The sequence below is a fragment of the Streptomyces sp. JH002 genome (assembly GCF_050916115.1).
GTDB classification, from domain to species: Bacteria; Actinomycetota; Actinomycetes; order Streptomycetales; family Streptomycetaceae; genus Streptomyces; species Streptomyces xiamenensis.
In genome coordinates this window covers 1,218,474-1,242,904 of record NZ_CP087989.1, presented here as the reverse complement: position 1 = coordinate 1,242,904, position 24,431 = coordinate 1,218,474, and the positions used below count along the sequence as shown (strand labels likewise).

The window sequence follows — 24,431 nt, the reverse complement described above, 5'->3', positions numbered from 1 at the left end:
CGCCCGTGTCCATCCGCGAACCGGGCTGCGAGGACACCCTGGAACTGGAGCTGCCGCGCCCCGCCGCACCCGCCCCACCTGTCGGTGCCATCGGTGACTGGGGCCCGGCCGGGACCGCGGGCGGGGAGTTCCGGCTGCTGCCGGTGGACCCGGAGCGCGACCTGGAGCTCATCACCGGGTGGATGAACGACCCGGCGGTGGACCGCTACTGGGCCCTGGCGGGCCCGCGCGGGCGCACCGCCGCACACGTCGGAGCCCAGCTGGCGGGCGACGGCCGCAGCGTCCCGTGCCTGGGTCTGCTGGACGGGCGGCCGATGAGCTACTGGGAGATCTACCGGGCCGATCTCGACCCGCTCGCCCGCCACTACCCGGCGCTGCCCGAGGACACCGGGCTGCATCTGCTGATCGGCGCGGGCCGGGACCGCGGCCGCGGACTCGGCGCCGAACTGCTGCGCGCGGTGTGCGAGCTGGTGCTGCGGAACCGCCCGCGGAGCGGGCGGATCGTCGCCGAGCCCGATGTCCGCAACGCCGCCTCCATCGCGGCTTTCCGCGGCGCCGGTTTCCGCAAGACGGCCGAGGCCGACCTGCCGGACAAGCGCGCCGTGATCATGCTCCGGGACCGCTGAGCGCGGATCCCGGCCGTCCATGTCCCCGACCGAGGAGTTCCGTTGCCCATATCCCCCGCGGCCTGGAACGACGCCGCGCGACAGTTGCTCGCCAAGATGCTCGCCGAGTTCGCCTACGAGGGCATCATCACCCCGGAGCCGGACGGCGCGGCCGGCCCCGGCGCGTACCGGCTGCCGGTCGCCCCCGGCACCGTCTACCGCTTCCGGGCCGACCGCGGCGCGTACGGCCACTGGCGCGTCGATCCCGGGTCGCTGCCCGCCGACGCCGACCCGCTCGCCTTCGTCGCCGCCGCCCACGACACCGTGCTCGGCCTCAGCGGCGACACCCTGGGCCATCTGCTGCGTGAACTCACCGCCACCCTGAGCGCCGACGTGGTGCTCGCCGAGGAGGCGCTCACCGCCGCCGAGCTGGCCGATCTCGACTACGCCGCGCTGGAGGGCCGCCAGGGTGGACATCCGTGGCTGGTCGCCAACAAGGGCCGGGTCGGGTTCTCGGCGGGGGACGCGGCCCGCTGGGCGCCGGAGGCGCGTACCCCGCGCGCGCTGCCCTGGCTCGCGGTGCACCGGGACCTCGCCCGCTACCGCGGGGTGCCGGCGCTGGCCGACCCCGGGACGCTGTACGCGCAGGAGCTGCCCGAGCAGGTCCGCCGCGCCTTCACCGAGACCATCGCCGGGGCGGGCAAGGATCCGTCCGACTACCTGTGGCTGCCCGTCCACCCCTGGCAGTGGGACGAGACCATCGCCCCGCTGTACGCCCCACAGCTCGCGGCGGGCCTGCTGATCGAGCTGCCCAGCGACGGGGAACTGCGGCTGCCGCAGCAGTCGATCAGAACGTTCCTCAACATCAGCAGGCCCACCGGGCGCAGCGTGAAGCTGCCGCTGTCCATCCTCAACACCCTGGTGTGGCGCGGGCTGCCCACCGAACGGACGCTGGCCGCGCCCGCCGTCACCGACTGGATCCACGCGGTACGGGACACCGACCCGTATCTGCGCGAGACACGCGTGATCCTGCTGGGCGAGACGGCCTCGGTGACCGTAGCGCACCCGCTGTACGACCGGCTGCCGCAGGTGCCCTACCAGTTCCGGGAGCTGCTGGGCTGCATCTGGCGGGAGCCGATCGGGCCGGAGCTGGCCGCGGGGGAGCGGGCCCGTACCCTGGCGGCGCTGCTCCAGCGGGGACGGGACGGCCGGGCGCTGACGGCGGAGCTGGTGGGCCGTTCGGGGCTCCCCGCGGACGTCTGGCTGAAGCGGCTGTTCGCGGCGCTGCTGCCCCCGCTGCTGCACTTCCTGTACCGGTACGGCACGGTCTTCTCGCCGCACGGGGAGAACGCGATCGTGGTCTTCGACGAGCACGAGGTGCCGGTGCGGCTGGCGGTGAAGGACTTCGTGGACGACGTGAACCTGAGCGCTGAGCCGCTGCCGGAGTTCGACGGCATCCCGCACGAGGTGCGCGAGGTGCTGCTGACCGAACCTGCGGACTTCCTGCCGCAGTTCATCCACTCCGGGCTGTTCGTCGGGGTCTTCCGTTATCTGGCGCCCCTGTGCGAGGAACAGCTCGGCGTGAGCGAGGACGACTTCTGGTCACTCGTACGGGCGGAGATTCTCCGCTACCAGCAGCGCTTCCCCGAACTGAAGAACCGTTTCGACGCCTTCGAGCTCCTGGCCCCGCGGATCCAGCGGCTGTGCCTGAACCGCAACCGGCTCCATCTGGACGGTTACCGGGACCGGGCGCAGCGGCCGCACGCCGCGATCGACGGCACGGTGGCGAACCCGCTGCACTCCGGCTGAGGCCGATGACCGACGGCACTGTCAGTGGTGCCACGTAAGGTGGCTGGCCTATGACTGTCACATCCGGGGGGCCGGCCCTCACCGACCTGCTGCACGCTGCCGTGACCGCCGTCGGCGGCAGCGAGCGGCCCGGCCAGATCGCGATGGCCGAGGCCGTCGCGGAAGCGATCGAAGGCGGCACGCACCTGCTGGCGCAGGCGGGCACCGGCACCGGGAAGTCCCTGGGGTATCTGGTGCCCGCGCTCGCCGGCGGCGACCGGGTCGTGGTGGCCACGGCCACGCTGGCGCTGCAACGGCAGCTGGTGGAGCGCGATCTTCCGCGCACGGTGGAGGCGCTGCGTCCGCTGCTGCGCCGCCGCCCCGAGTTCGCCACCCTCAAGGGGCGGGCCAACTATCTGTGCCTGCACCGGCTGCACGAGGGGGTGCCGCAGGAGGAGGACCAGGGCCTCTTCGACCCTCTCCCAGACTTCGTCCGGGGGGACCCCCATCGAGGCCCGGCCGCTGCCGCCGAGCGCGGGGGCGGCGGCCCCAGCAGCAAGCTGGGCAAGGATCTGCTGCGCCTTCGGGACTGGGCGGACGAGTCCGAGACCGGCGACCGGGACGAGCTGACCCCGGGCGTCTCCGATCGCGCCTGGTCGCAGGTGTCGGTCTCCTCCCGGGAGTGCCTGGGGGCGAGCAAGTGCGCCTACGGTGCCGAATGCTTCGCCGAGGCGGCGCGCGAGCGCGCCAAGGTGGCCGATGTCATCGTGACGAACCATGCGCTGCTGGCGATCGACGCCATCGAGGGCGCGCCGGTGCTCCCGGGCCACGAGGTGCTGATCGTGGACGAGGCGCACGAGCTGGTCTCCCGGGTCACGGGGGTGGCCACCGGTGAGCTGAACCCCGGTGGTGTCGGCCGGGCCGTGCGCCGGGCCGCGAAGATCGTGGACGAGAAGGCGGCGGACGCGATGCTCACCGCGTCCGAGACCTTCGAGCGGCTGATGGAGACGGCGGAGCCGGGCCGGCTGACCGAGCTGCCCGAGGACCTGGCCTACGCCCTGGTGGCCCTGCGGGACGCGGCGCGCACCGTGATCACCGTGCTGGGCGCCACCCGGGACAGCTCGCTGAGCGACGAGGACGCGGTGCGCAAGCAGGCGCTGGCCTCGGTGGAACACGTGCACGAGGTCGCCGAGCGGCTGGTGGAGAGCTCCGAGTTCGACGTCATCTGGTGCGAGCGCCACGACCGTTACGGGTCCTCGTTGCGGGTGGCGCCGCTGTCGGTGTCGGGGCTGCTGCGCGAGAAGCTGTTCACGGAGCGGTCGGTGGTGCTGACCTCGGCCACCCTCAAGCTGGGCGGCGACTTCAACGGGGTGGGGGCCTCGCTGGGGCTGGCACCCGAGGGAGCACACGGCGAGGAGTCCCCGGAGTGGAAGGGCCTGGACGTGGGCTCCCCCTTCGACTACCCCAAGCAGGGGATCCTCTATGTGGCCAAGCATCTGGCGACCCCGGGCCGGGAGGGCAGCCGCGGGGACATGCTGGATGAGCTGGCCGAGCTGATCGAGGCGGCGGGCGGGCGCACGCTGGGTCTCTTCTCCTCGATGCGGGCGGCGCAGGCGGCGGCCGAGGAACTGCGCGGGCGGCTGGAGATGCCGATTCTGCTCCAGGGCGAGGAGACGCTGGGGGAGCTGATCCGGGCCTTCGCCGAGGACGCGCCCACCTGTCTGTTCGGCACGCTGTCGCTGTGGCAGGGCGTCGATGTGCCCGGGCCCAGCTGTCAGTTGGTGGTCATGGACCGCATCCCGTTCCCCCGGCCGGACGATCCGCTGCTCAGCGCGAGGCAGAAGGCCGTGGAGGAGGCGGGGGGCAATGGGTTCATGGCGGTGGCCGCGACCCACGCGGCGCTGCTGATGGCGCAGGGCGCGGGCCGGCTGGTGCGGGCCACCGGCGACCGCGGAGTGGTGGCGGTACTGGATCCACGGCTGGCGAAGGCGCGGTACGGAAGCTTTCTGCGGTCGTCGATGCCGGACTTCTGGACGACCACGGACCGCAATCAGGTACGGCGCTCCCTGGCGGCGATCGACGCGGCAGCGCGGAACGCTGCCGCGTCCTGAGGCGGGCCAGGGAGGGAGAAGGGTGCGGCGCGGGCTCGGATCAGACGCGCCGCATGACGGCGACGACCTTGCCCAGGATGGTGGCCTCGTCACCGGGGATGGGCTGGTAGGCGGGGTTGTGCGGCAGCAGCCAGACCTGGCCGTCCTCACGGCGGAAGCGCTTGACGGTGGCCTCGCCGTCGAGCATGGCGGCCACGATGTCGCCGTTCTCGGCGACCGGCTGGCGGCGGACGGTGACCCAGTCACCGTCGCAGATGGCGGCGTCGATCATGGAGTCGCCGACCACCTTCAGCACGAACAGCTCTCCGTCGCCCACCAGCTGGCGGGGGAGCGGAAAGACATCCTCGACGGACTCCTCGGCCAGGATCGGGCCACCGGCGGCGATCCGGCCGACCAGCGGCACATAGGAGGCCGCGGGCTTGCCCGCGGTGTCGGCGGGGGGCGGGGTGGGGGTCTCGGCGCCCCGTACCTCGTAGGCGCGCGGCCGGTGCGGGTCGCGGCGCAGGAAGCCCTTGCGCTCCAGCGCCATCAGCTGATGGGCCACCGAGGAGGTGCTGGAGAGCCCCACGGCCTGGCCGATCTCACGCATGGACGGCGGGTAGCCACGACGCTGCACCGAGTCACGGATCACCTCGATCACCCGTCGCTGGCGGTCGGTGAGCCCCGAGCTGTCGGCGCGGATGCCGGGTGGCCGGCCGGGCAGTGACCGTGCGGCGCCGTTCTCCGGGCGCAGTGGCGCGCCGTGCTGTACGGACAGCCGCTCCTGGCGGCGCTCAGCGGCGGCGATGGCGTCGTCTGCTGCGGTGGTCATGTCGGCCCCTTCGTGGTGGTACTCCCTAGTCACACAACGGTAGTTGCTATCGAAAGGTTGCGCCAAACACACGTTCGAGTGAAATATCGCTGATCAGCTGACGTGATTGGTCACCGAGGTGTATGCGACGGCAACCGGTCACAGGCTGATGCGATAGCCTCCCATGCGCGTGTCCGCCGCGCATCGCCGCCCACCCCCTTCGCCGCACGACACGCGGTCCCGGTGCGTTCGCGCCGTAACCCTAGATCTAGTGGTTTGATGATGCGCGGCATCCCACAAGTTGTGGTCCCCCGTCATCGTCGGCGCAGTGGATCGCCTATGCTGGGGAGTGCTCAGGGGGTACGCCAGTGGCCCCCGTGAGGCTTGATACGCCATGTCGGAGAGCAGCTGGCGAGCACGCTGCGTCATCGCGGCCAGGAGAAGGGAGAGGCGGCATGCACTGCCCCTTCTGTAGGCATCCCGACAGCCGGGTCGTCGACAGCCGCACCGCGGACGACGGCACCCTGATCCGGCGGCGCCGCCAGTGCCCGAGCTGCTCGCGGCGCTTCACCACGGTGGAGACCGCCTCGCTCATGGTGATCAAGCGCAGCGGCGTCACCGAGCCCTTCAGCCGCACCAAGGTCATCGCCGGGGTGCGCAAGGCGTGCCAGGGCCGTCCCGTCACCGAGGACGCCCTGGCCCTGCTCGGCCAGCGCGTGGAGGAGGCCGTCCGGGCCACCGGCAGTGCGGAGCTGTCCACGCACGATGTCGGCCTCGCCATACTGGGCCCGCTCCGCGAGCTGGACCTGGTGGCCTACCTGCGGTTCGCGTCCGTCTACCGGGCGTTCGACTCGCTGGAGGACTTCGAGGCGGCCATCGCGGAGCTTCGCGAGCGGGACCCCGCCGGCGGAGCCGGCGCCGAGGTCGCGGTGGAGCCCGCCGCCGGATAGCCGGCGCCCGCAACCGCGACCCCACAGACCGGCCGGAGCGCACAGCCGCGCCCCGGTCGGCGGAACAGACACCGTGACTGAGGAACAATCCGGTCACACCAGGGCGTTGTGCCCGACATGGAGGCGGAATGACTGACACGACGAGCGGCCCGGCACGGGGCGGCTCCCGCGCAAAGGGCGGCAAGGGCGTCGGGAGCAAGACCGGAAAGGGGCTGCGGATCGAACGGATCCACACCACCCCCGGCACGCATCCGTACGACGAGGTGGTCTGGGAGCGCCGCGATGTCGTCATGACGAACTGGCGCGACGGCTCGGTCAACTTCGAGCAGCGTGGCGTCGAGTTCCCCGACACCTGGTCGGTGAACGCGGTCAACATCGTCACCAGCAAGTACTTCCGGGGCGCGGTGGGCACCCCGCAGCGCGAGACCAGCCTGCGGCAGCTCATCGACCGCGTGGTGCGCACCTACCGCGAAGCGGGCGAGAAGCACGACTACTTCGCCTCGCCCGCCGATGCCGAGATCTTCGAGCACGAGCTGGCCTACGCCCTGCTCCACCAGATCTTCAGCTTCAACTCGCCGGTGTGGTTCAACGTCGGCACCGCGCAGCCGCAGCAGGTCAGCGCCTGCTTCATCCTGTCCGTGGACGACTCGATGGAGTCGATCCTGGACTGGTACAAGGAAGAGGGGATGATCTTCAAGGGCGGCTCCGGAGCCGGCCTGAACCTCTCCCGCATCCGTTCCTCCAAGGAACTGCTCTCCTCCGGCGGCAACGCCTCCGGGCCGGTCTCCTTCATGCGCGGCGCGGACGCCTCCGCCGGCACCATCAAGTCCGGCGGCGCGACCCGCCGGGCCGCCAAGATGGTCGTGCTGGACGTCGACCACCCCGACGTCGAGGCCTTCATCGAGACCAAGGTGAAGGAGGAGGAGAAGATCCGGGCGCTGCGCGACGCCGGCTTCGACATGGACCTGGGCGGCGACGACATCACGTCGGTGCAGTACCAGAACGCCAACAACTCGGTGCGGGTGAACGACACGTTCATGCGCGCCGTGGAGAGCGGCGGGAAGTTCGCGCTCACCGCGCGGAAGACCGGCGAGACCGTCGAGGAGGTCGACGCCCGGGCGCTGTTCCGCAAGATGGCCGAGGCCGCGCACGCCTGCGCCGACCCCGGGATCCAGTACGACGACACGATCAACCACTGGCACACCTCGCCCGAGTCGGGCCGCATCAGCGCGTCCAACCCGTGCAGCGAGTACATGCACCTGGACAACTCCTCGTGCAACCTGGCCTCGCTCAACCTGATGAAGTTCCTGAGCGACGACGACCAGGGCCACCAGTCCTTCGACGCCGAGCGGTTCGTCAAGGTCGTCGAGCTGGTCATCACGGCGATGGACATCTCCATCTGCTTCGCCGACTTCCCCACCCACAAGATCGGTGAGACCACCCGCGCCTTCCGTCAGCTGGGCATCGGTTACGCCAACCTGGGTGCCCTGCTGATGGCCACCGGCCACGCCTACGACTCGGACGGCGGCCGGGCACTGGCCGGCGCGATCACCTCGCTGATGACCGGTACCTCCTACCGGCGCTCCGCCGAGCTGGCCGCGATCGTCGGCCCGTACGAGGGGTACGCCCTCAACGCCGAGGCGCACAACCGCGTCATGGAGCAGCACGCCCGGGCCAACACCGACGCGCGGCGGATGGACGACCTGGACACCCCGGTGTGGGCCGCCGCCACCGAGGCGTGGCAGGACGTCCTGCGGCTGGGCAAGAAGAACGGTTTCCGCAACGCCCAGGCGTCGGTGCTGGCCCCCACCGGGACCATCGGCCTGATGATGGACTGCGACACCACGGGCATCGAGCCCGACCTGGCGCTGGTGAAGTTCAAGAAGCTGGTCGGCGGCGGGTCGATGCAGATCGTGAACAACACCGTGCCCAAGGCCCTCAAGCGGCTCGGGTACCGGCCCGAGCAGGTCGAGGCGATCGTGGCGCACATCGCCGAGCACGGCAATGTGGTCGACGCCCCGGAGCTGAGCAGCGAGCACTACGAGGTCTTCGACTGCGCCATGGGCGAGCGCACCATCTCGCCGATGGGCCACGTGCGGATGATGGCGGCGGCCCAGCCGTTCCTGAGCGGGGCCATCTCCAAGACCGTCAACATGCCGAGCACCTCCACCGTCGACGATGTGGCCGAGATCTACCTCCAGGGCTGGAAGCTGGGCACCAAGGCGCTGGCCGTCTACGTGGAGAACAGCAAGGTCGGCCAGCCGCTGTCGGCGAAGAAGACCGCCGCCAAGGAGAAGAAGGCGGAGCAGCCCGCCGCGCCGGCCGAGCCGGAGAAGGTGGTCGAGTACCGCCCGGTCCGCAAGCGGCTGCCGAAGGGCCGTCCGGGCATCACCACCTCGTTCACGGTGGGCGGCGCCGAGGGCTACATGACCGCCAACTCCTACCCGGACGACGGCCTGGGCGAGGTCTTCCTGAAGATGTCCAAGCAGGGCTCCACGCTCGCGGGCATGATGGACGCCTTCTCCATCGCGGTCTCGGTGGGCCTGCAGTACGGGGTGCCGCTGGAGACGTACGTTTCGAAGTTCACCAACATGCGCTTCGAGCCGGCCGGTATGACCGACGACCAGGACGTCCGGATGGCGCAGTCCATCGTGGACTACATCTTCCGCCGCCTGGCGCTGGACTTCCTGCCGTTCGAGACGCGCTCGGCGCTCGGCATCCACACGGCCGCCGAACGCCAGCGGCACCTGGAGACCGGCTCCTACGAGCCGGGCGACGACGAGCTGGACATCGAGGCGCTGTCCCAGTCCGCCCCGCGCGGCCCGGACACCTCCCCGCCGCGCCCGGAGCCCGAGGTCGCGGCCGAGGAGCGCCCGGCGCCGCGTGAGGCGCACAGCTCCACCGAACTGCTGGAGATGCAGCTGGGGCTGAACGCGGACGCACCGCTGTGCTTCTCCTGCGGTACGAAGATGCGCCGCGCCGGCAGCTGCTACCTGTGCGAGGGCTGCGGCTCCACCAGCGGCTGCAGCTGATCCGCCCCGGGGCCGGGGAAGGACCGTTCGGCGGTTCTTCCCCGGCCTTGGTGCGTTCGCGCCCACAATGGCGCCATGGTGGCGAAGCGCGGGGCGATCGTGGTGACCGGGGGGACGGGAACGCTGGGCCGGCAGGTGGTGCGGCGGCTGCTGGAGGACGAGCACGAGGTGCGGGTGCTCAGCCGGCACCCGCACCCGCGGGCCGACCGGACGCCCAGGGAGTGGGCGGTGGGCGACCTCGCCACCGGAGAGGGGCTGGACGCCGCGCTGGCGGGAGCGGACGTGGTGGTGCACTGCGCCAGTGCCCCGGCCAAGGACGACAGGGTCACCACCGGCCATCTGCTGGAGGCGGCCCGGCGCGGGACCCGGCCGCACCTGGTGTACATCTCCATCGTGGGCGTCGACCGGGTGCCGCTGCGCTATTACCGGCGCAAGCTGGCGTGCGAGCGTCTCGTCGAGGAGTCGGGGCTGCCGTGGACCACACTGCGGGCCACGCAGTTCCACGATCTGGTGGCCGGCTTCACCACGGCGCAGCGGCTGCTGCCGGTGGTGTTCACGCTGGGTGGGGAGGTCCGGCTGCAGCCGGTGGAGGTGCGGGAGGTGGGGGGAGCGGCTGGCGGAGCTGGCGGTGGGGGAGCCGGCCGGGCGGGTGCCCGATCTGGGCGGGCCGCAGATCCGTACGCTGCGGGAGCTGACCGGCCTGACGGTGCGGGCTCGGGGATGGCACCGGCCGGTGGTCCCGCTGCGGTTGCCGGGCAAGGTCGTCGGCGCGGTGCGCGCGGGCGGGCTGCTCACGCCGGAACACGCGGACGGGCGGGGCACTTTCGAGGAGTTCCTGGCCGCGCGGGGCGCGATGCGGTGAGGGTCCCCCGGATGGCCGTACGATGGCGCGGTGCTGGTCAAGTGGATGCGCTGCACCGTGATCGACCGAAGCGGCTTTCATCGGGGGCAGCAGGGATGGGCGGTTCTGCCCGGTGAGCCGGGATTCCGGGGGCAGGGCGGCGGCTGGAGCCGGCGGGAACCAGGGGTGGTGCATCTGTTCGCGTTCTGGGAGAGCCGTTCGCTGTACGACTCCTTCATGGCGCACTCCCACGAGCGGTTGGCGGCCGCGCACCGGGACAGTTACCGGGACATGGCGGTGCGGCTGTTCGAGTACCGCTTCGACGTGAAGATGGGCTTCGAGCCGCGGTTCACGGACGCCGACCTGCTGCGGGTGGCGCACTGCCGGGTGCACGAGGACCGCGCCGAGCACTTCGCGCTGATGCAGGAGCGGGTGTGGAACCCGGCGATGGCCGGTTCGCCCGGGATGCTGCGCGGGGTCTTCGCCGAGGCGGCGCAGGATCACGAGTTCCTGGTGCTGTCGATGTGGAACTCGGCGGCCGAACGCGCCAAGTACCGGGCCGAACGGGTGGAACGGCTGGGTGTGCGCGCGCAGACCGGGGACGACGTCGCCTCGCTCACCGGTGACGTCATCGATGTGGAGCCGTCCTGGACGGTGTGACCCGTTCGAGCGGTACGGGCGGCACGGCCTGCCGGGAACTAGGCTGACCGCATGGCACAGCCCAGGCGCATTGTTCTGCTCCGGCACGGAGAGTCACAGGGGAACTACGACGACTCGGTCTACGAGCGCATCCCCGACCATGCCCTGGAACTGACGGAGAAGGGGCGCCATCAGGCGGCGGAGGCCGGCACCCGGCTGCGGGAGGTCTTCGACGGGGAGGGCGTCTCGGCGTACGTCTCCCCCTACCGGCGCACCCTGCAGACCTTCCATCTGCTGGGGCTGGACCCCACGCTGGTACGGGTGCGCGAGGAGCCCCGGCTGCGGGAGCAGGACTGGGGCAACTGGCAGGACCGCGAGGACGTACGGCGGCAGAAGCGCGCCAGGGACGCCTACGGGCACTTCTTCTACCGCTTCGCACAGGGGGAGTCGGGCGCGGACGTGTACGACCGGGTGGGTGCCTTTCTGGAGAGTCTGTGGCGCAGTTTCGAGTCGCCCGACCATCCGCCCAATGTGCTGCTGGTGACCCACGGGCTGACCATGCGGCTGTTCTGCATGCGCTGGCTGCACTGGTCGGTGGCCGAGTTCGAGTCGCTGTCCAATCCGGGCAACGGGGAGACCAGGGAACTGCGTCTGGGACGGGACGGCCGCTACCACATCGACCGTCCCTTCGAGCACTGGCACACTCCGGAACGCCCCTTCGAGAGCGCCGGTACGAGACCGCCCAGCCGTTCCTGAACAGCCCGCCCGGGCCCCGCGGTACGGGGCCTGCGCGGGCGCCGACTAGGCTGGGAAGTGCCATGGCCTACGAACCTCCTACTCATCGTGTCGAGCGGTCGCTGCGCGCCACCACCGGAGCGCGGATCGTCGCGGGGGTGGACGAGGTCGGCCGCGGTGCCTGGGCCGGTCCGGTCACCGTGTGCGCCGCCGTCACCGGACTGCGCCGCCCGCCCGAGGGGCTGACGGACTCCAAACTGCTCACCCCCGCCCGCCGGGTCGCGCTCGCCGAGGTGCTCGGGAGCTGGGTGACGTCCCACGCCCTGGGCCACGCCTCGCCGCAGGAGATCGACGCGCTGGGCATGACGGCCGCGCTGCGGCTGGCCGCGGTGCGCGCCCTGGAGGCGCTGCCGGAACGGCCCGACGCGGTGATCCTCGACGGGAAGCACGACTATCTGGGCGCGCCCTGGCAGGTCCGCACGGTGATCAAGGGCGATCTGTCCTGCGTGGCGGTCGCCGCGGCCTCGGTCATCGCCAAGGTGCACCGGGACGCGATGCTCGCCGAACTGGGCCGCGAGCACCCCGCCTTCGGGTTCGACAGCAACGCCGGTTATCCCTCACCGGTGCACCGGGCCGCGCTCGAGGAGCAGGGCCCCACCGCACACCACCGCCTTTCCTGGGCCTACCTCGACCAACTGCCGCGCTGGCGCCACCTGAAGCTGCCGCCGCACCGGGAGGCTCCGGGGCGGGAGTCGCTGGAGGACGCCGGCCAGCTGGGCTTCTTCTGACGCCGGGGCCCGCTCACGCCTGCACGGCGAGCACCAGCGGCAGGACCGCCGTGGCGCCGGAGGTACGCAGCAGCCTGGCCGCCACCGCCAGCGTCCATCCCGACTCCGTGTAGTCGTCCACCAGCAGGACCGGGCCCCCGGCCGAGCGCAGCGCCGCTGCCAGCGGGGCTGGCAGCTCCAGAGAGCCGTGCAGCGCGCGCAGCCGCTGGGCGCTGTTGCCGGGTGCGACCGGCCCCGCCGAGCCGTTGTGGTGCACGGTGCCCAGCAGGGGGAGCCGGCCCACGGTGGCGATCCGTTCGCCGAGCGAGTGCACCAGGCGCGGCCTGGTTCTGGAGTCCAGTACCACCACCCCGACCGGCCTGGCGGGGGCGTCCGGGTCGTCCGAGGCCCAGCCGCCGGGGCCCTTGGCCCAGTCGGCGAGCACGGTGACCACGGCCTGGGCCACATCGTCGGGGACCGGGCCGTCCACGGCGTCCGGGGTCAGCATCGGGCGCAGCCGATTGCCCCAGCCGATGTCGGAGAGCCGTCCCAGGGCCCGCCCCGGGGATGCCTGTTCCCGCGGCGGGATGCGCCCCTTGAGGTCGAGGCCGATCGAGGGCAGCCCGGTGGGCCACATCCGGCGCGGCTCCACGGCGGTTCCGGGCCTGGTCAGCTCGCCGTGGGCCGCGGCCAGGGACCCGGGAGCGACGACCGCGTCGAAGCGGGCGCCCGCGCAGTTGTCGCAGCGGCCGCAGGCGGTGGCCTCCGGGTCGTCCAGTTGCCGGCGCAGGAACTCCATCCGGCAGCCGTCCGCCGAGACGTAGTCGCGCATGGCCTGCTGCTCGGTCGCCCGCTGCCGGGCCACCCAGGCGTAGCGCCGGGTGTCGTACTCCCAGGGCTGCCCGGTGGCGATCCAGCCACCGCGCACCCGCCGTACCGCGCCGTCCACATCGAGGACCTTGAGCATCATCTCCAGCCGGGAGCGGCGCAGATCCACCAGAGGCTCCAGCGCGGGCAGCGACATCGGCGCGCCGGCGTCCTCCAGCGCGCGCAGGGTGCCGCGCACCTGTTCCTCGGCGGGGAAGGCCAGCGAGGCGAAGTAGCGCCAGATGGCCTCGTCCTCGGGCCCGGGCAGCAGCAGGACCTCGGCCTGCTCCAGGGCGCGCCCGGCGCGGCCGATCTGCTGGTAGTAGGCGATGGGGGAGGAGGGGGAGCCCAGATGGACGACGAAGCCCAGGTCCGGCTTGTCGAATCCCATGCCCAGCGCCGAGGTCGCGACCAGCGCCTTGACCCGGTTGGCCAGCAGGTCGGCTTCGGCGGCCTCGCGGTCGGCGTTCTCGGTGCGGCCGGTGTAGGAGGAGACGCGGTGGCCCCGCGCACGCAGATAGGCGGTGACCTCTTCGGCGGCGGCCACGGTGAGGGTGTAGATGATGCCGGAGCCCGGCAACTGCTCCAGGTGTCCGTCCAGCCAGGCGAGCCGGTGCGCGGCGTCCGGCAGCCGCAGGACGGACAGCCGCAGGCTCTCGCGCTCCAGCGGCCCGCGCAGCACCAGGGTCTCGCCGTCGCCGGCGGTGCTCGTCTCCAGCTGTTCGGCGACGTCGGCGCTCACCCGGGCGTTGGCGGTGGCGGTGGTGGCCAGTACCGGCACTCCGGTGGGCAGTTCGGTCAGCAGGGTGCGCAGCCTGCGGTAGTCGGGGCGGAAGTCGTGGCCCCAGTCGGAGATGCAGTGGGCCTCGTCGACCACCAGCAGACCCGTGGAGGAGGCCAGTTCGGGAAGCACTTCGTCACGGAAGTCGGGGGAGTTGAGCCGTTCGGGAGAGACCAGCAGGACATCCACGTCGCCCGCCGCCACCTCTTCGCGGATGGTGGCCCACTCCTGCGGGTTGGCCGAGTTGATCGTGCGGGCCCGGATGCCGGCCCGTTCGGCGGCGTCGATCTGGTTGCGCATGAGCGCGAGCAGCGGCGAGATGATCACGGTGGGCCCGCGGCCCCGCTCGCGCAGCAGGGCGGTGGCCACGAAGTAGACGGCCGATTTGCCCCAGCCGGTGCGCTGGACGACCAGGGCCCTGCGCCGGTGGGCCACCAGCGCTTCCACGGCGCGCCACTGATCGGGGCGCAGCCGGGCGGCGCCGGTGGTGTCGGCCACCAGTCGCGCGAGCACGGCGTCGGCGGCCGCGCGCAGGTCCTCGGTCTCGGACGGGGAGAGCGGGGCGGGCCCCGCGGTGGTCTGCTGCTCCATGCGCCCCATGCAAACGGAAAGGGCGGCCGGATGCGAATGCGGGCTGTGGAAAACCGAGCCGAACATCAGTAAATAGAGCAGTATGTCCAGGGTTGTGGATAACTTTCAGCGCAGATCGCGTGATGTCAGGCACAGTCATCGCATGACTCCACACGGCAACACCACGCAGCCCGTCACCGCCCTCGACTCCGATGTCACCCTGCGCAGCCCGGGCGACCTCGCGGACGCCCTTCCCTATCTGCTCGGCTACCACCCCGAGGACTGCATCGTGATCGCCGGCCTCTACGGAGCGCGCGGCCGGGTCATCGGCCGGATCCGCGCCGCACTGCCCGCCGACCCGGCCGAATGGCCCCTCCAGGCCGACGCGCTGGCCGCCGCCCTGGTGAGCGGCGGTCCGGTCGGCCCCGAGCCGCTCACCGGCGCCGTCGTCTACCTGTGCCCGAACGCCGATGACCCCGGCACCGCACGCGAGGGCATGGAACGGCTGCGTCCCCTGGCCCAGTTGCTCCGCACCGCCTGCGGGGCCCGGGAGATCCCGGTGTGCGAGGCCCTGTTCATCACCGACCGCCGGTTCTGGTCCTATCTCTGCGTCCGTGGCGGCTGCTGCGACGCCGACGGCACCCCGCTGCCCGAGGCCGGTTCCACCGAACTGGCCGCGGCCTCGGCCGTCAGCGGCATCCGGGTCCAGGGCACCCAGCGCGAACTGGAGGGCCGGCTCCGTCCACTGCGCGGACCGGCGGCCGCCCGCCAGATCAGGGAGCTGGACGCGGCGGCGCGGACGCTGATGCCCCGGCTGCTGGGTCCCGAGGCGGCCGCGGTACGCCAGGAGACGCTGGAGCTGGCCCGCCGGCTGGTGAGCCGGCTGCGCCGGGCCCCGGGCCCGGCCCTCGTCCCCGCCCAGCGGACCGCGGGCGGTGAGCACGAGCAGCGTCCCGAGAAGGACCGGCCGGCCCGTCCGGACGACCGCGACGACGCGCTCATCACCTCGGACGAAGCCGCCCGGATGATCCTCGGACTCCAGGACCTGACCGTGCGCGACGCACTCGCCGAGTGGATGGAGGGCCCCGACGCCGCGCCGGCCCTACGGCTGTGGCGGGCACTGGCTCGCCGCTGCGTCGCGGCCTACGAAGGGCACGCCGCCCCGCCGCTCACCCTGGCCGGCTGGGTCTCCTGGTGCGCCGGGGACACGGTGGGAGCCCGGATCGCCCTGATGAAGGCCCTGGAGACGGACCCGGAGTACCTGTTCGCCGCACTGCTGCACCAGGCGATGAACGAGGGCATGGACCCCGAGCCGCTGCGCCGCTGCATGCGCGGGCAGCGCTCCGTCCCAAGGCTCTGATGTGGCGTCATGGGGAGCCCTATGATCACGGCATGCCCTACGACCCGTCCGACTTCCCGCCGTTCGCCGTCACCGTCGATCTGGTCGTGCTCACGGTCCGCAGGCACGCGCTGTGCGCGCTCACCGTGCGGCGTGGCGAGGAACCGTACCGGGGCAGATGGGCGCTGCCCGGCGGGTTCGTCAGAACCGGTGAATGCCTCGACTCGGCGGCGGCCCGTGAGCTGTCCGAGGAGACCGGTCTGCGGGCGCACGGCGAGGGGAGCCGGCTGGCCGGCGCGCATCTGGAACAGCTGGCCACCTACGGCGATCCGGACCGCGATCCGCGCATGCGGGTGGTCAGCGTGGCGCATCTGGTGCTGGCTCCCGACCTGCCGGCCCCGGTCGCCGGCGGTGACGCGGGCGGCGCCGAGTGGAAGCCGGTGCGTTCGCTGCTCGGCGACGCGAGCGGCGGCCCCGATGAGGAATTGGCCTTCGACCACGCGCGCATCCTCGCCGACGGAGTGGAGCGAGCCCGTTCGAAGATCGAATACTCCTCGCTCGCCGCCGCGTTCTGCCCTGCCGAGTTCACCGTGGGTGAGCTGCGCAGGATCTACGAGGCCGTGTGGGGAGTCTCCCTGGATCCCAGGAACTTCCACCGCAAGGTGACCGGCACCCCCGGCTTCCTGGTGCCGGTCGGCGGCACCACCACGCGCCAGGGAGGGCGTCCCGCCCAGCTGTTCAGGGCCGGCGGCGCCACCATCCTCAACCCCCCGATGCTGCGTCCCGAGGTCTAGGACGGCTGTTCCGGAACAACACCCCGGGCCGCGGGGGACGGGGAGTTGGCCCGCTCCTGGGGACGTGCACGGCGCCGGGCGTGCGCCCAACTGGTCGGAGCCACCCGGCATTGCCAGCGAGAAGTCCATTTCCGTCCGATTAGGCGTCAATTATGCGGGAGTCGCCGATCACCCTTTCGTGTGCTTTTCACCAAAGACCTCAAGGTGGTTGCGGGGTCCGCCGACAAAGGAGGCATGACTACCCTTGCGCACTCGATGATGACCGCCACCCGTTCCACCGACTCCGGCCCGGCCGGTCCCGGTGGCCTCGACCGCTACTCCTACGCCGAGTCCACCGGCTCGGCCCGCACCACCAACGCCCCCGTGTGGGAAGGAACTGACCCCGATCTCGGCCGTGTCGGCCGCCGCGCCGCCGGCAGCAGGGGCCGCGGGCTGCACGGTCAACTCGTGCAGCAGCTCGGCCAGATGATCGTCTCCGGCGACCTGGGCGCCGACCGTCCGCTGGTGCCCGAGGAGATCGGGCAGCGGTTCGAGGTCTCCCGCACGGTGGTGCGCGAGTCCCTGCGGGTCCTGGAGGCCAAGGGGCTGGTCAGCGCCCGGCCCAACGTGGGCACCCGGGTCCGCCCGGTGGGCGACTGGAATCTGCTCGACCCCGACATCATCGAGTGGCGCGCCTTCGGCCCGCAGCGCGAGGACCAGCGCCGCGAGCTGTGCGAGCTGCGGCTCACCATCGAGCCGCTGGCCGCCCGGCTGGCCGCCGGTGACATCCGGGAGGAGGTGCGCCAGCGGCTCGCCGACATGGTGGAGATCATGAACCACGCGCTCGGCCAGGGTGACGCGCTCACCTTCTCGCGGGCCGACGCCGAGTTCCACTCGCTGCTGCTCCAGGGTGCGGGCAACCGCATGCTGGAACACCTGTCCGGCATCGTGGGCGCCGCCCTGCAGGTCTCCGGCGGAGCGCTCTCCGGATGCGAGCACCCCACCGAGGCGTCCCTCCTCCTGCACCAGCGGATCCTGGACGCGATCAGCGCCGGAGAACCCGTCGCCGCCGAGTCCGCCATGCGGCAGCTCCTCGCCGTGCACTCCGAGACGGCCGCACCGGCCGGATCCGCGGATCATGTGGTGCCCGCCCCCCGCGAGCACTGAACGGGTGCAGGGCCTGTCCGGCGCGCCCCGTCCGGCCGGGGACAGGTGTCGGACGGGCCCTCCGGGGCCCTTCCGGGCAGGCCACCGGCGCCGTCGCGGCCTCCGCCCGATACAGTCGGGTGTGCGATGTGACTCGGGACACGCGAAAGCGGCGTAACACTTCGGGAAGCAGCGCGATGATTCAAGAGGTAGCAGCGGTGGCCGGTCTCCAGGACCGCCCCGCTTCCGCCACCGGTGGCCCGTCCGGCCGCCGGTCGGGCCTCCGCTTCCCGTGAGTGGTGCCCAAGCCGTTTTCCAGAGTTTCCGAGAGGTTGTTCGTGTCGGCCAGCACTTCCCGTACTCTCCCCGCGGAGATCGCCGAATCCAATTCTGTGATGGCGCTCATCGAGCGGGGAAAGGCCGAGGGGCAGATCGCCGGCGATGACGTGCGCCGGGCCTTCGAGGCCGACCAGATTCCGTCAACCCAGTGGAAGAACGTTCTGCGCAGCCTCAACCAGATCCTCGACGAGGAGGGCGTGACGCTGATGGTGAGTGCCGCCGAGGCCCCCAAGCGCACCCGGAAGAGTGCCGCCGCGAAGACGTCGGCCAAGCGCACGGCGACCAAGACGGTCGCCGCCAAGACCGTCTCCGTCCACCAGGCCACCGCCACCGCCCGCCCGGGTGCCACGGTCACCGACACCGAGGGTGCCGACTCCGTGGACGAGTCCCCGGCCGGTGTGAAGAAGGCCGCCGCCAAGAAGGCCGCGGCGAAGAAGACCACCGCGAAGAAGGTCGCCGCCAAGAAGGCGCCCGCGAAGAAGACCACCGCCAAGAAGACCGCGGCGAAGAAGACCTCCGCCAAGAAGGAGGTCGTCGACGAGCTTCTCGAGGGCGACGAGGAAGGTCTGGAGGAGTCGGCGGCCGAGCGCGCGGCCAAGGGCGGCAAGCTCGTCGAGGGCCCCGACGGCAAGCCCGAGAACGAGGGTTTCGTGCTCTCCGACGAGGACGAGGACGACGCCCCCGCCCAGCAGGTCGCCGCCGCCGGTGCCACCGCCGACCCGGTCAAGGACTACCTCAAGCAGATCGGCAAGGTCCCCCTCCTCAACGCGGAGCAGGAGGTGGAGCTGGCCAAGCGCATCGAGGCCGGTCTCTTCGCCGAGGACAAGCTCGCCGGGTCCGACAAGATCGCCCCCAAGCTCAAGCACGAGCTGGAGATCATCTCCGAGGACGGCAGGCGCGCCAAGAACCACCTGCTGGAGGCCAACCTCCGGCTGGTCGTCTCGCTCGCCAAGCGCTACACCGGCCGCGGCATGCTCTTCCTGGACCTGATCCAGGAGGGCAACCTCGGTCTGATCCGCGCGGTGGAGAAGTTCGACTACACCAAGGGCTACAAGTTCTCCACGTACGCCACCTGGTGGATCCGGCAGGCCATCACCCGCGCCATGGCCGACCAGGCCCGCACCATCCGTATCCCGGTGCACATGGTCGAGGTCATCAACAAGCTCGCCCGCGTCCAGCGGCAGATGCTCCAGGACCTGGGCCGCGAGCCCACCCCGGAGGAGCTGGCCAAGGAACTGGACATGACGCCCGAGAAGGTCGTCGAGGTCCAGAAGTACGGGCGCGAGCCGATCTCCCTGCACACCCCGCTGGGCGAAGACGGCGACAGCGAGTTCGGTGACCTCATCGAGGACTCCGAGGCCGTGGTCCCCGCCGACGCCGTCAGCTTCACCCTGTTGCAGGAACAGCTGCACTCCGTCCTGGACACCCTCAGCGAGCGCGAGGCCGGCGTGGTCTCCATGCGCTTCGGCCTCACCGACGGCCAGCCCAAGACGCTGGACGAGATCGGCAAGGTCTACGGCGTGACCAGGGAGCGGATCCGCCAGATCGAGTCCAAGACCATGTCGAAGCTGCGGCACCCCTCCCGGTCCCAGGTGCTGCGCGACTACCTCGACTGACACACCGCCCGGTGGCCCGTTCCGGATGCGCGAACGGGCCACCGCGATGACGCTGGGCGACGAAACGACCTCGTACGGTCAGGAGTCCCCATGTCGTACTTTCATCGGCCGCTGTTGCTCTCCACGCTCACGGCCCTGTCCGCCGCCCTGCTGCCCGCCCATGCCGCCGCCGACGAACACATCGTCGGCGGCTCTCCCGTCTCGGTGACCGATCACCCCTGGGTGGTCGCCCTGGCCAGCCGGGACCGGTACGGCGAGGCACGCTCCGGGCAGTTCTGCGGCGGCGCCCTGGTCGGCCCGGACACGGTGGTCACCGCGGCGCACTGTGTGAGCCCCCAGGTGCTGGGCCGCAACGCCGACGATCCCGGCGATCTGACGGTGATCGCCGGCCGTGACGATCTCGCTCAGGACGCGGGTCGCGAGGTGGCGGTGCGTGAGGTCCGGATCAATCCGGACTACAACCCCGCCACCAATGCCGGTGACCTCGCCGTGCTCACGCTCACCGAATCGCTGCCCGCCGACGACGCCATCCGGGTGGCCGGCGCCGGGCACCCCGGCTACACCCCCGGTACCGAGGCCCTGGTACACGGCTGGGGCGACACGACCGGGAGCGGCGGCTACGAGAATCTGCTGCGGGCCGCCGACGTGCGGATGCTCGCCGACGACGACTGTGCCCGCGCCTACGAGGCCGTGGGCGGCGGCTTCGATGCGGAGTCGATGGTGTGTGCGGCGGCCCCGCAGGGCGGCCAGGACGCCTGCCAGGGCGACAGCGGCGGCCCGCTGGTGGCGGCCGGCGCGCTGGTGGGCCTGGTGTCCTGGGGCAACGGTTGCGGGGATCCCGCCTACCCCGGCGTGTACACCAGGGGGTCGTTGATCGCGGACCTGCTCGACCAGGAGGGCCGCGTCAGCGATTGAACGGATTCATGACAGGAACGGGCGGCCTTCCCGGTGTCACCGGGAAGGCCGCCCGTGGTCCGGCCGGGGGCCGGACCGGCCCGTCGTGAGGGCAGGGGACGCGATACGGCGTACGAGTCAGCGCTCGTCGTCGCCCGCGGTGCCCGGAGTCGCGGTGAGCTTCTCCGTCTCGTCCTGTATTTCCGCCGCGATCTTCTTGAGCTCGGGCTCGAACTTGCGGCCGTGGTGGGCGCAGAACAGAAGATCGCCACCGCTGGTGAGGACCACGCGCAGATACGCCTGGGCCCCGCAGCGGTCGCAGCGGTCCCCAGCCGTCAGCGGGGTCGCGGGAGTCAGAACAGTAGTCACGTCGCCTCTTCTCTAGCTCGACGAGCTGTCGTACCAGGGTCAACATCCAACCAGGCCGAAAACGTTCCCGCTCGCGGCTTTCTTCCCCGAAATTCGCCGGTCGAGGTGGCCGAACGCTGCCGGGTGGCGGCGAATGGGCCGGATTGCAGTGCGTGTGGACAGTCGTGGATGGTGGTCGGCCGCTTCGGTGTATCGGGTCCTGCTCTGTTCAGGAGGACGTGCCCGGAGCCTAAATGGTTCATGCCCCGAAGGGAACGTGATGTACACGTCACCCGATAGAGTTATCGAACAGGGGATCGATTTCGGACGGTTCCGGACACTCCCCCGGGGAGTGCACAACCGCTCTACAGGGCCTCGGTACGCTCTGTGCGGCGAACCCGCCACGAAAGAAGAATTCAGCGAGGAGCGAACTGCGTGACCGCCGACACGTCCGTGCCGTCCACCGCACTGTTGACCGGAAGTGACACCGGTGGCAACTACACCGCGCGGCACCTGCTCGTTCTTGAGGGCCTTGAGGCGGTGCGCAAGCGCCCCGGCATGTACATCGGCTCCACCGACAGCCGCGGGCTCATGCACTGCCTGTGGGAGATCATCGACAACTCCGTGGACGAGGCATTGGGGGGCCACGGCGACCGGATCGAGGTCATCCTCCACGAGGACGGCTCGGTGGAGGTCCGCGACAACGGCCGCGGCATCCCCGTCGACATCGAGCCCAAGACCGGCCTGTCCGGCGTCGAGGTCGTGATGACCAAGCTGCACGCCGGCGGAAAGTTCGGCGGCGGCGCGTACGCGGCCTCCGGCGGCCTGCACGGCGTCGGCGCCTCCGTCGTCAACGCCCTGTCCGCCCGCCTGGACGTCGAGGTCGACCTGGGAGGGGCCACCCACAGCATCAGCTTCCGGCGCGGCACCCCGGGCATCTTCACCGAGTCCGGCTCCGAGGCCCCCTTCGACCCGGGCAGCGGCCTGCTCAAGGGCAAGAAGATCCCGAAGAGCAGGACGGGAACCCGGGTGCGCTACTGGGCCGACCGGCAGATCTTCCTCAAGGACGCCAAGCTGTCCCTGGAGACCCTGCACGCCCGCGCCCGGCAGACCGCCTTCCTGGTCCCGGGGCTCACCCTCGTCGTCCGGGACGAGCGCGGCATCGACGGTGCGGCCCCCACCGAGGAGACCTTCCACTACGAGGGCGGCATCAGCGAGTTCTGCGAGTACCTGGCGCAGGACAAGCCGATCTGCGACGTCCAGCGGCTGCGCGGCTCCGGGACCTTCAAGGAGACCGTCCCCGTCCTGGACGACCTGGGCCACATGATCCCGACCGAGGTCAAGCGCGACCTGGACGTCGATGTCGCGCTGCGCTGGGGCACCGGCTACGACACCACGGTCAAGTCCTTCGTCAACATCATCGCCACCCCCAAGGGTGGCACCCACGTCTCCGGCTTCGAGCGCGCCGTCACCCAGACGGTGAACGAGGTGCTGCGGGCCACCAAGCTGCTGCGGGTGGCCGAGGACAACGTCGTCAAGGACGATGCCCTGGAGGGCCTCACGGCGGTGGTCACCGTACGGCTGGCCGAGCCGCAGTTCGAGGGCCAGACCAAGGAGGTACTGGGCACCTCGGCCGCCGCCCGGATCGTGCTCCAGGTGGTCTCCAAGGAGCTCAAGGCGTTCCTGACCTCCACCAAGCGGGACGACAAGCAGCAGTCCCGTACCGTCCTGGAGAAGGTCGTCGCGGCCTCCAGGACCCGGATCGCCGCCCGGCAGCACAAGGAGGCGCAGCGCCGCAAGACCGCCCTGGAGTCCTCCGCGCTGCCCGCCAAGCTCGCCGACTGCCGCAGTGACGACGTGGACCGCAGTGAGCTGTTCATCGTCGAGGGGGACAGCGCGCTGGGCACCGCCAAGCTGGCCCGCAACTCCGAGTTCCAGGCGCTGCTGCCGATCCGGGGCAAGATCCTCAATGTCCAGAAGTCCTCGGTCTCCGACATGCTGAAGAACGCCGAGTGCTCCGCCATCATCCAGGTGATAGGAGCGGGGTCCGGGCGCACCTTCGACATCGACCAGGCCCGCTACGGCAAGGTGATCTTCCTCGCGGACGCCGACGTCGACGGCGCCCACATCCGCTGTCTGCTGCTGACACTCTTCCAGCGCTACATGCGGCCCATGGTCGAGCAGGGCCGGGTCTTCTCCGCGGTGCCGCCGCTGCACCGCATCGAGCTGAGCAATCCGAAGAAGGGCCAGGACAAGTACCTGTACACCTACTCGGACAACGAGCTGCGCCAGACCCTGCTGGATCTGGAGCGGCGCGGGACGCGGTACAAGGACGCCATCCAGCGCTACAAGGGGCTCGGCGAGATGGATGCCGACCAGCTGGCGGAGACCACCATGGACCCGCGCTTCCGTACGCTGCGGCGGATCAACATCTCCGACCTGGAGGCGGCGGAGACGGCGTTCAGCCTGCTGATGGGCAACGAGGTGGCGCCGCGCCGCGAGTTCATCACCAATTCGGCGGCCACCTTGGACCGGTCGCGGATCGACACCTGACCGGGGGAGATCAGGGCAGCGGACGGACGGCGGTGACGGTCATCCGGCTCTGCGGCTGCGGCGCCGCCCCGCAGCTCGCGGGCAGCGCGGGACCGTCCGCCGCCTGATCGACCGTGACGGCCCAGCGGCGGCCGTCGGTGTGCCGTACGGTCACCGCGGCGGCCGCCCCCTGGGTACCGCCCGCTTCGACGGTGAGCGCGTCCGGGTCTTCCTCGCCGGTCAGTTCGCGCACCGCCAGCTCGGCGGCCTGGCCCGGGCGGTCCCAGACGGAGCGGCCACGGCAGTGCCGGGTCACCACCCGGCCCTCGCGCAGGGCGGTGGCCACCTCCTTGACCAGCGGCGCCGAAGCCCGGCCGTAGGCGTACCCGTGGGGCAGCATCAGCAGGGTCGGGGCGAACCGGTGGCCGCCGATATGGGTGATCTCCCAGGCGGAGACGCCGCCGCCGGCCGCCAGCTCGGCGGCCAGCGGCCTGCCCAGCAGGGCGCAGCAGCGGTCCCGGCGGCCATTGGTACACACCAGGGCGAGCGGATCACCGTGGTACGGGTCTCCCGTGCCGTCGTGTTCTCCGGCACCCAGCCGGGTGAAGTCGAGGGCGAGCAGTTGCCGCGGGTCCCGGACGCACAGCTCGCGCAGCCAGGAGCGCCCGGGGCGGGTGTGGGCCAGATAAACCCGGCGCGGCCGGTCGGCGGCATCGGCCGCGGGGCGGCCGGGGCGGCGGATCAGCGCCACCCTGACACCGGTGCCCCGGGCAGCCGACTCCAGCGCGTCGCCGAGCACGGGGTCGAGCCGGCTGCCGGTCAGCGCCTGCGGGCCCCAGGGCCCCGGCTGTTCCAGCAGCAGCCAGGTGATGGCGGTGGCGGCGGTGCCCGCCAGCGGTTCCTCCCGCGTCCAGGACGCGGTCGCGCACATGCTCACACAGGTGAGCCTAACCTTTCCCGCCGCGCCC

General features: G+C 71.5%; 18 protein-coding genes and 1 pseudogene. 15 read left to right on the top strand and 4 right to left on the bottom strand.

Annotation, left to right across the window (positions count from 1 at the left end; genetic code table 11):
- Positions 1-5: 5 nt before the first annotated feature.
- The 3 genes from H7827_RS05245 to H7827_RS05235 all read left to right on the top strand — a co-directional run bounded on the left by H7827_RS05245 (position 6) and on the right by H7827_RS05235 (position 4,504).
- The gene (locus H7827_RS05245; RefSeq protein ID WP_432743043.1) at positions 6-626 is read left to right on the top strand and encodes a GNAT family N-acetyltransferase; all 621 of its coding nucleotides are present in this window, start codon (positions 6-8) and stop codon (positions 624-626) included.
- A 96-nt stretch (positions 627-722) separates the two neighbouring features.
- The gene (locus H7827_RS05240; protein WP_432747938.1) at positions 723-2,414 is read left to right on the top strand and encodes an IucA/IucC family protein; all 1,692 of its coding nucleotides are present in this window, start codon (positions 723-725) and stop codon (positions 2,412-2,414) included.
- Positions 2,415-2,464: 50 nt separating this feature from the next.
- Entirely contained in the window at positions 2,465-4,504 is a 2,040-nt protein-coding gene (locus H7827_RS05235; RefSeq protein ID WP_432743041.1) for an ATP-dependent DNA helicase, read from the top strand.
- Positions 4,505-4,544: 40 nt separating this feature from the next.
- On the opposite strand, the gene lexA is transcribed toward H7827_RS05235, so the two are convergent.
- A complete protein-coding gene (gene lexA, locus H7827_RS05230) occupies positions 4,545-5,315 on the bottom strand; it encodes a transcriptional repressor LexA (protein WP_046724992.1) in 771 nt (256 codons plus the stop codon).
- Positions 5,316-5,749: 434 nt separating this feature from the next.
- On the opposite strand from lexA, the gene nrdR reads away from it, so the two are divergent.
- The 6 genes and pseudogenes from nrdR (at position 5,750) to H7827_RS05200 (ending at position 12,279) form a co-directional block, all read left to right on the top strand.
- On the top strand, positions 5,750-6,244 hold the full coding sequence (gene nrdR / locus H7827_RS05225; protein ID WP_200363649.1) for a transcriptional regulator NrdR: 495 nt from the start codon (positions 5,750-5,752) through the stop codon (positions 6,242-6,244).
- Positions 6,245-6,372: 128 nt separating this feature from the next.
- A complete protein-coding gene (locus H7827_RS05220; RefSeq protein WP_432743038.1) occupies positions 6,373-9,276 on the top strand; it encodes a vitamin B12-dependent ribonucleotide reductase in 2,904 nt (967 codons plus the stop codon).
- A 75-nt stretch (positions 9,277-9,351) separates the two neighbouring features.
- Positions 9,352-10,138, top strand: a pseudogene (locus H7827_RS05215) (SDR family oxidoreductase).
- Between the two features lie 30 nt (positions 10,139-10,168).
- Complete coding sequence (locus H7827_RS05210) at positions 10,169-10,777, top strand: YdbC family protein (protein ID WP_432743037.1); 609 nt, start codon at positions 10,169-10,171, stop codon at positions 10,775-10,777.
- Between the two features lie 51 nt (positions 10,778-10,828).
- Positions 10,829-11,512: a histidine phosphatase family protein gene (locus tag H7827_RS05205; protein ID WP_364246416.1), complete on the top strand. Its 684-nt coding sequence runs from the start codon at positions 10,829-10,831 to the stop codon at positions 11,510-11,512.
- 62 nt (positions 11,513-11,574) lie between these two features.
- Positions 11,575-12,279, top strand: a complete 705-nt coding sequence (locus H7827_RS05200; RefSeq protein ID WP_432743035.1) for a ribonuclease HII — start codon at positions 11,575-11,577, stop codon at positions 12,277-12,279.
- A gap of 13 nt (positions 12,280-12,292) precedes the next feature.
- On the opposite strand, the gene H7827_RS05195 is transcribed toward H7827_RS05200, so the two are convergent.
- On the bottom strand, positions 12,293-14,506 hold the full coding sequence (locus H7827_RS05195; RefSeq protein WP_432743033.1) for a RecQ family ATP-dependent DNA helicase: 2,214 nt from the start codon (positions 14,504-14,506) through the stop codon (positions 12,293-12,295).
- A 133-nt stretch (positions 14,507-14,639) separates the two neighbouring features.
- On the opposite strand from H7827_RS05195, the gene H7827_RS05190 reads away from it, so the two are divergent.
- From H7827_RS05190 to H7827_RS05170, 5 genes are all read left to right on the top strand, one after another.
- On the top strand, positions 14,640-15,836 hold the full coding sequence (locus tag H7827_RS05190) for a DUF4192 domain-containing protein (protein WP_432743031.1): 1,197 nt from the start codon (positions 14,640-14,642) through the stop codon (positions 15,834-15,836).
- On the top strand, positions 15,836-16,609 hold the full coding sequence (locus H7827_RS05185) for an NUDIX hydrolase (protein WP_375879320.1): 774 nt from the start codon (positions 15,836-15,838) through the stop codon (positions 16,607-16,609). Before H7827_RS05190 ends, H7827_RS05185 begins: the two co-directional genes overlap by 1 nt.
- A 180-nt stretch (positions 16,610-16,789) precedes the next feature.
- Entirely contained in the window at positions 16,790-17,755 is a 966-nt protein-coding gene (locus H7827_RS05180) for a FadR/GntR family transcriptional regulator (RefSeq protein WP_078635363.1), read from the top strand.
- 311 nt (positions 17,756-18,066) lie between these two features.
- Entirely contained in the window at positions 18,067-19,689 is a 1,623-nt protein-coding gene (locus H7827_RS05175) for an RNA polymerase sigma factor (RefSeq protein ID WP_386540379.1), read from the top strand.
- 90 nt (positions 19,690-19,779) lie between these two features.
- Complete coding sequence (locus tag H7827_RS05170) at positions 19,780-20,604, top strand: serine protease (protein ID WP_432743028.1); 825 nt, start codon at positions 19,780-19,782, stop codon at positions 20,602-20,604.
- 117 nt (positions 20,605-20,721) lie between these two features.
- On the opposite strand, the gene H7827_RS05165 is transcribed toward H7827_RS05170, so the two are convergent.
- A complete protein-coding gene (locus tag H7827_RS05165; protein ID WP_030730260.1) occupies positions 20,722-20,952 on the bottom strand; it encodes a DUF7455 domain-containing protein in 231 nt (76 codons plus the stop codon).
- 414 nt (positions 20,953-21,366) lie between these two features.
- Between H7827_RS05165 and H7827_RS05160 the strand changes: the two genes are divergently transcribed.
- Positions 21,367-23,484, top strand: coding sequence for a DNA gyrase/topoisomerase IV subunit B (locus H7827_RS05160; RefSeq protein WP_386541187.1), 2,118 nt, complete (start codon positions 21,367-21,369; stop codon positions 23,482-23,484).
- A 10-nt stretch (positions 23,485-23,494) separates the two neighbouring features.
- On the opposite strand, the gene H7827_RS05155 is transcribed toward H7827_RS05160, so the two are convergent.
- Positions 23,495-24,400, bottom strand: a complete 906-nt coding sequence (locus H7827_RS05155; RefSeq protein WP_432743025.1) for a sucrase ferredoxin — start codon at positions 24,398-24,400, stop codon at positions 23,495-23,497.
- Between the last annotated feature and the right edge of the window lie 31 nt (positions 24,401-24,431).

Coding starts and splice junctions, on each gene's coding strand:
- H7827_RS05240 (WP_432747938.1), top strand. CDS start 723: ATGCTCGCCGAGTTCGCCTACGAGGGCATCATCACCCCGGAGCCGGAC.
- H7827_RS05235 (WP_432743041.1), top strand. CDS start 2,465: ATGACTGTCACATCCGGGGGGCCGGCCCTCACCGACCTGCTGCACGCT.
- lexA (WP_046724992.1), bottom strand. CDS start 5,315: ATGACCACCGCAGCAGACGACGCCATCGCCGCCGCTGAGCGCCGCCAG.
- nrdR (WP_200363649.1), top strand. CDS start 5,750: ATGCACTGCCCCTTCTGTAGGCATCCCGACAGCCGGGTCGTCGACAGC.
- H7827_RS05220 (WP_432743038.1), top strand. CDS start 6,373: ATGACTGACACGACGAGCGGCCCGGCACGGGGCGGCTCCCGCGCAAAG.
- H7827_RS05205 (WP_364246416.1), top strand. CDS start 10,829: ATGGCACAGCCCAGGCGCATTGTTCTGCTCCGGCACGGAGAGTCACAG.
- H7827_RS05200 (WP_432743035.1), top strand. CDS start 11,575: ATGGCCTACGAACCTCCTACTCATCGTGTCGAGCGGTCGCTGCGCGCC.
- H7827_RS05195 (WP_432743033.1), bottom strand. CDS start 14,506: ATGGGGCGCATGGAGCAGCAGACCACCGCGGGGCCCGCCCCGCTCTCC.
- H7827_RS05190 (WP_432743031.1), top strand. CDS start 14,640: ATGACTCCACACGGCAACACCACGCAGCCCGTCACCGCCCTCGACTCC.
- H7827_RS05185 (WP_375879320.1), top strand. CDS start 15,836: ATGTGGCGTCATGGGGAGCCCTATGATCACGGCATGCCCTACGACCCG.
- H7827_RS05170 (WP_432743028.1), top strand. CDS start 19,780: ATGTCGTACTTTCATCGGCCGCTGTTGCTCTCCACGCTCACGGCCCTG.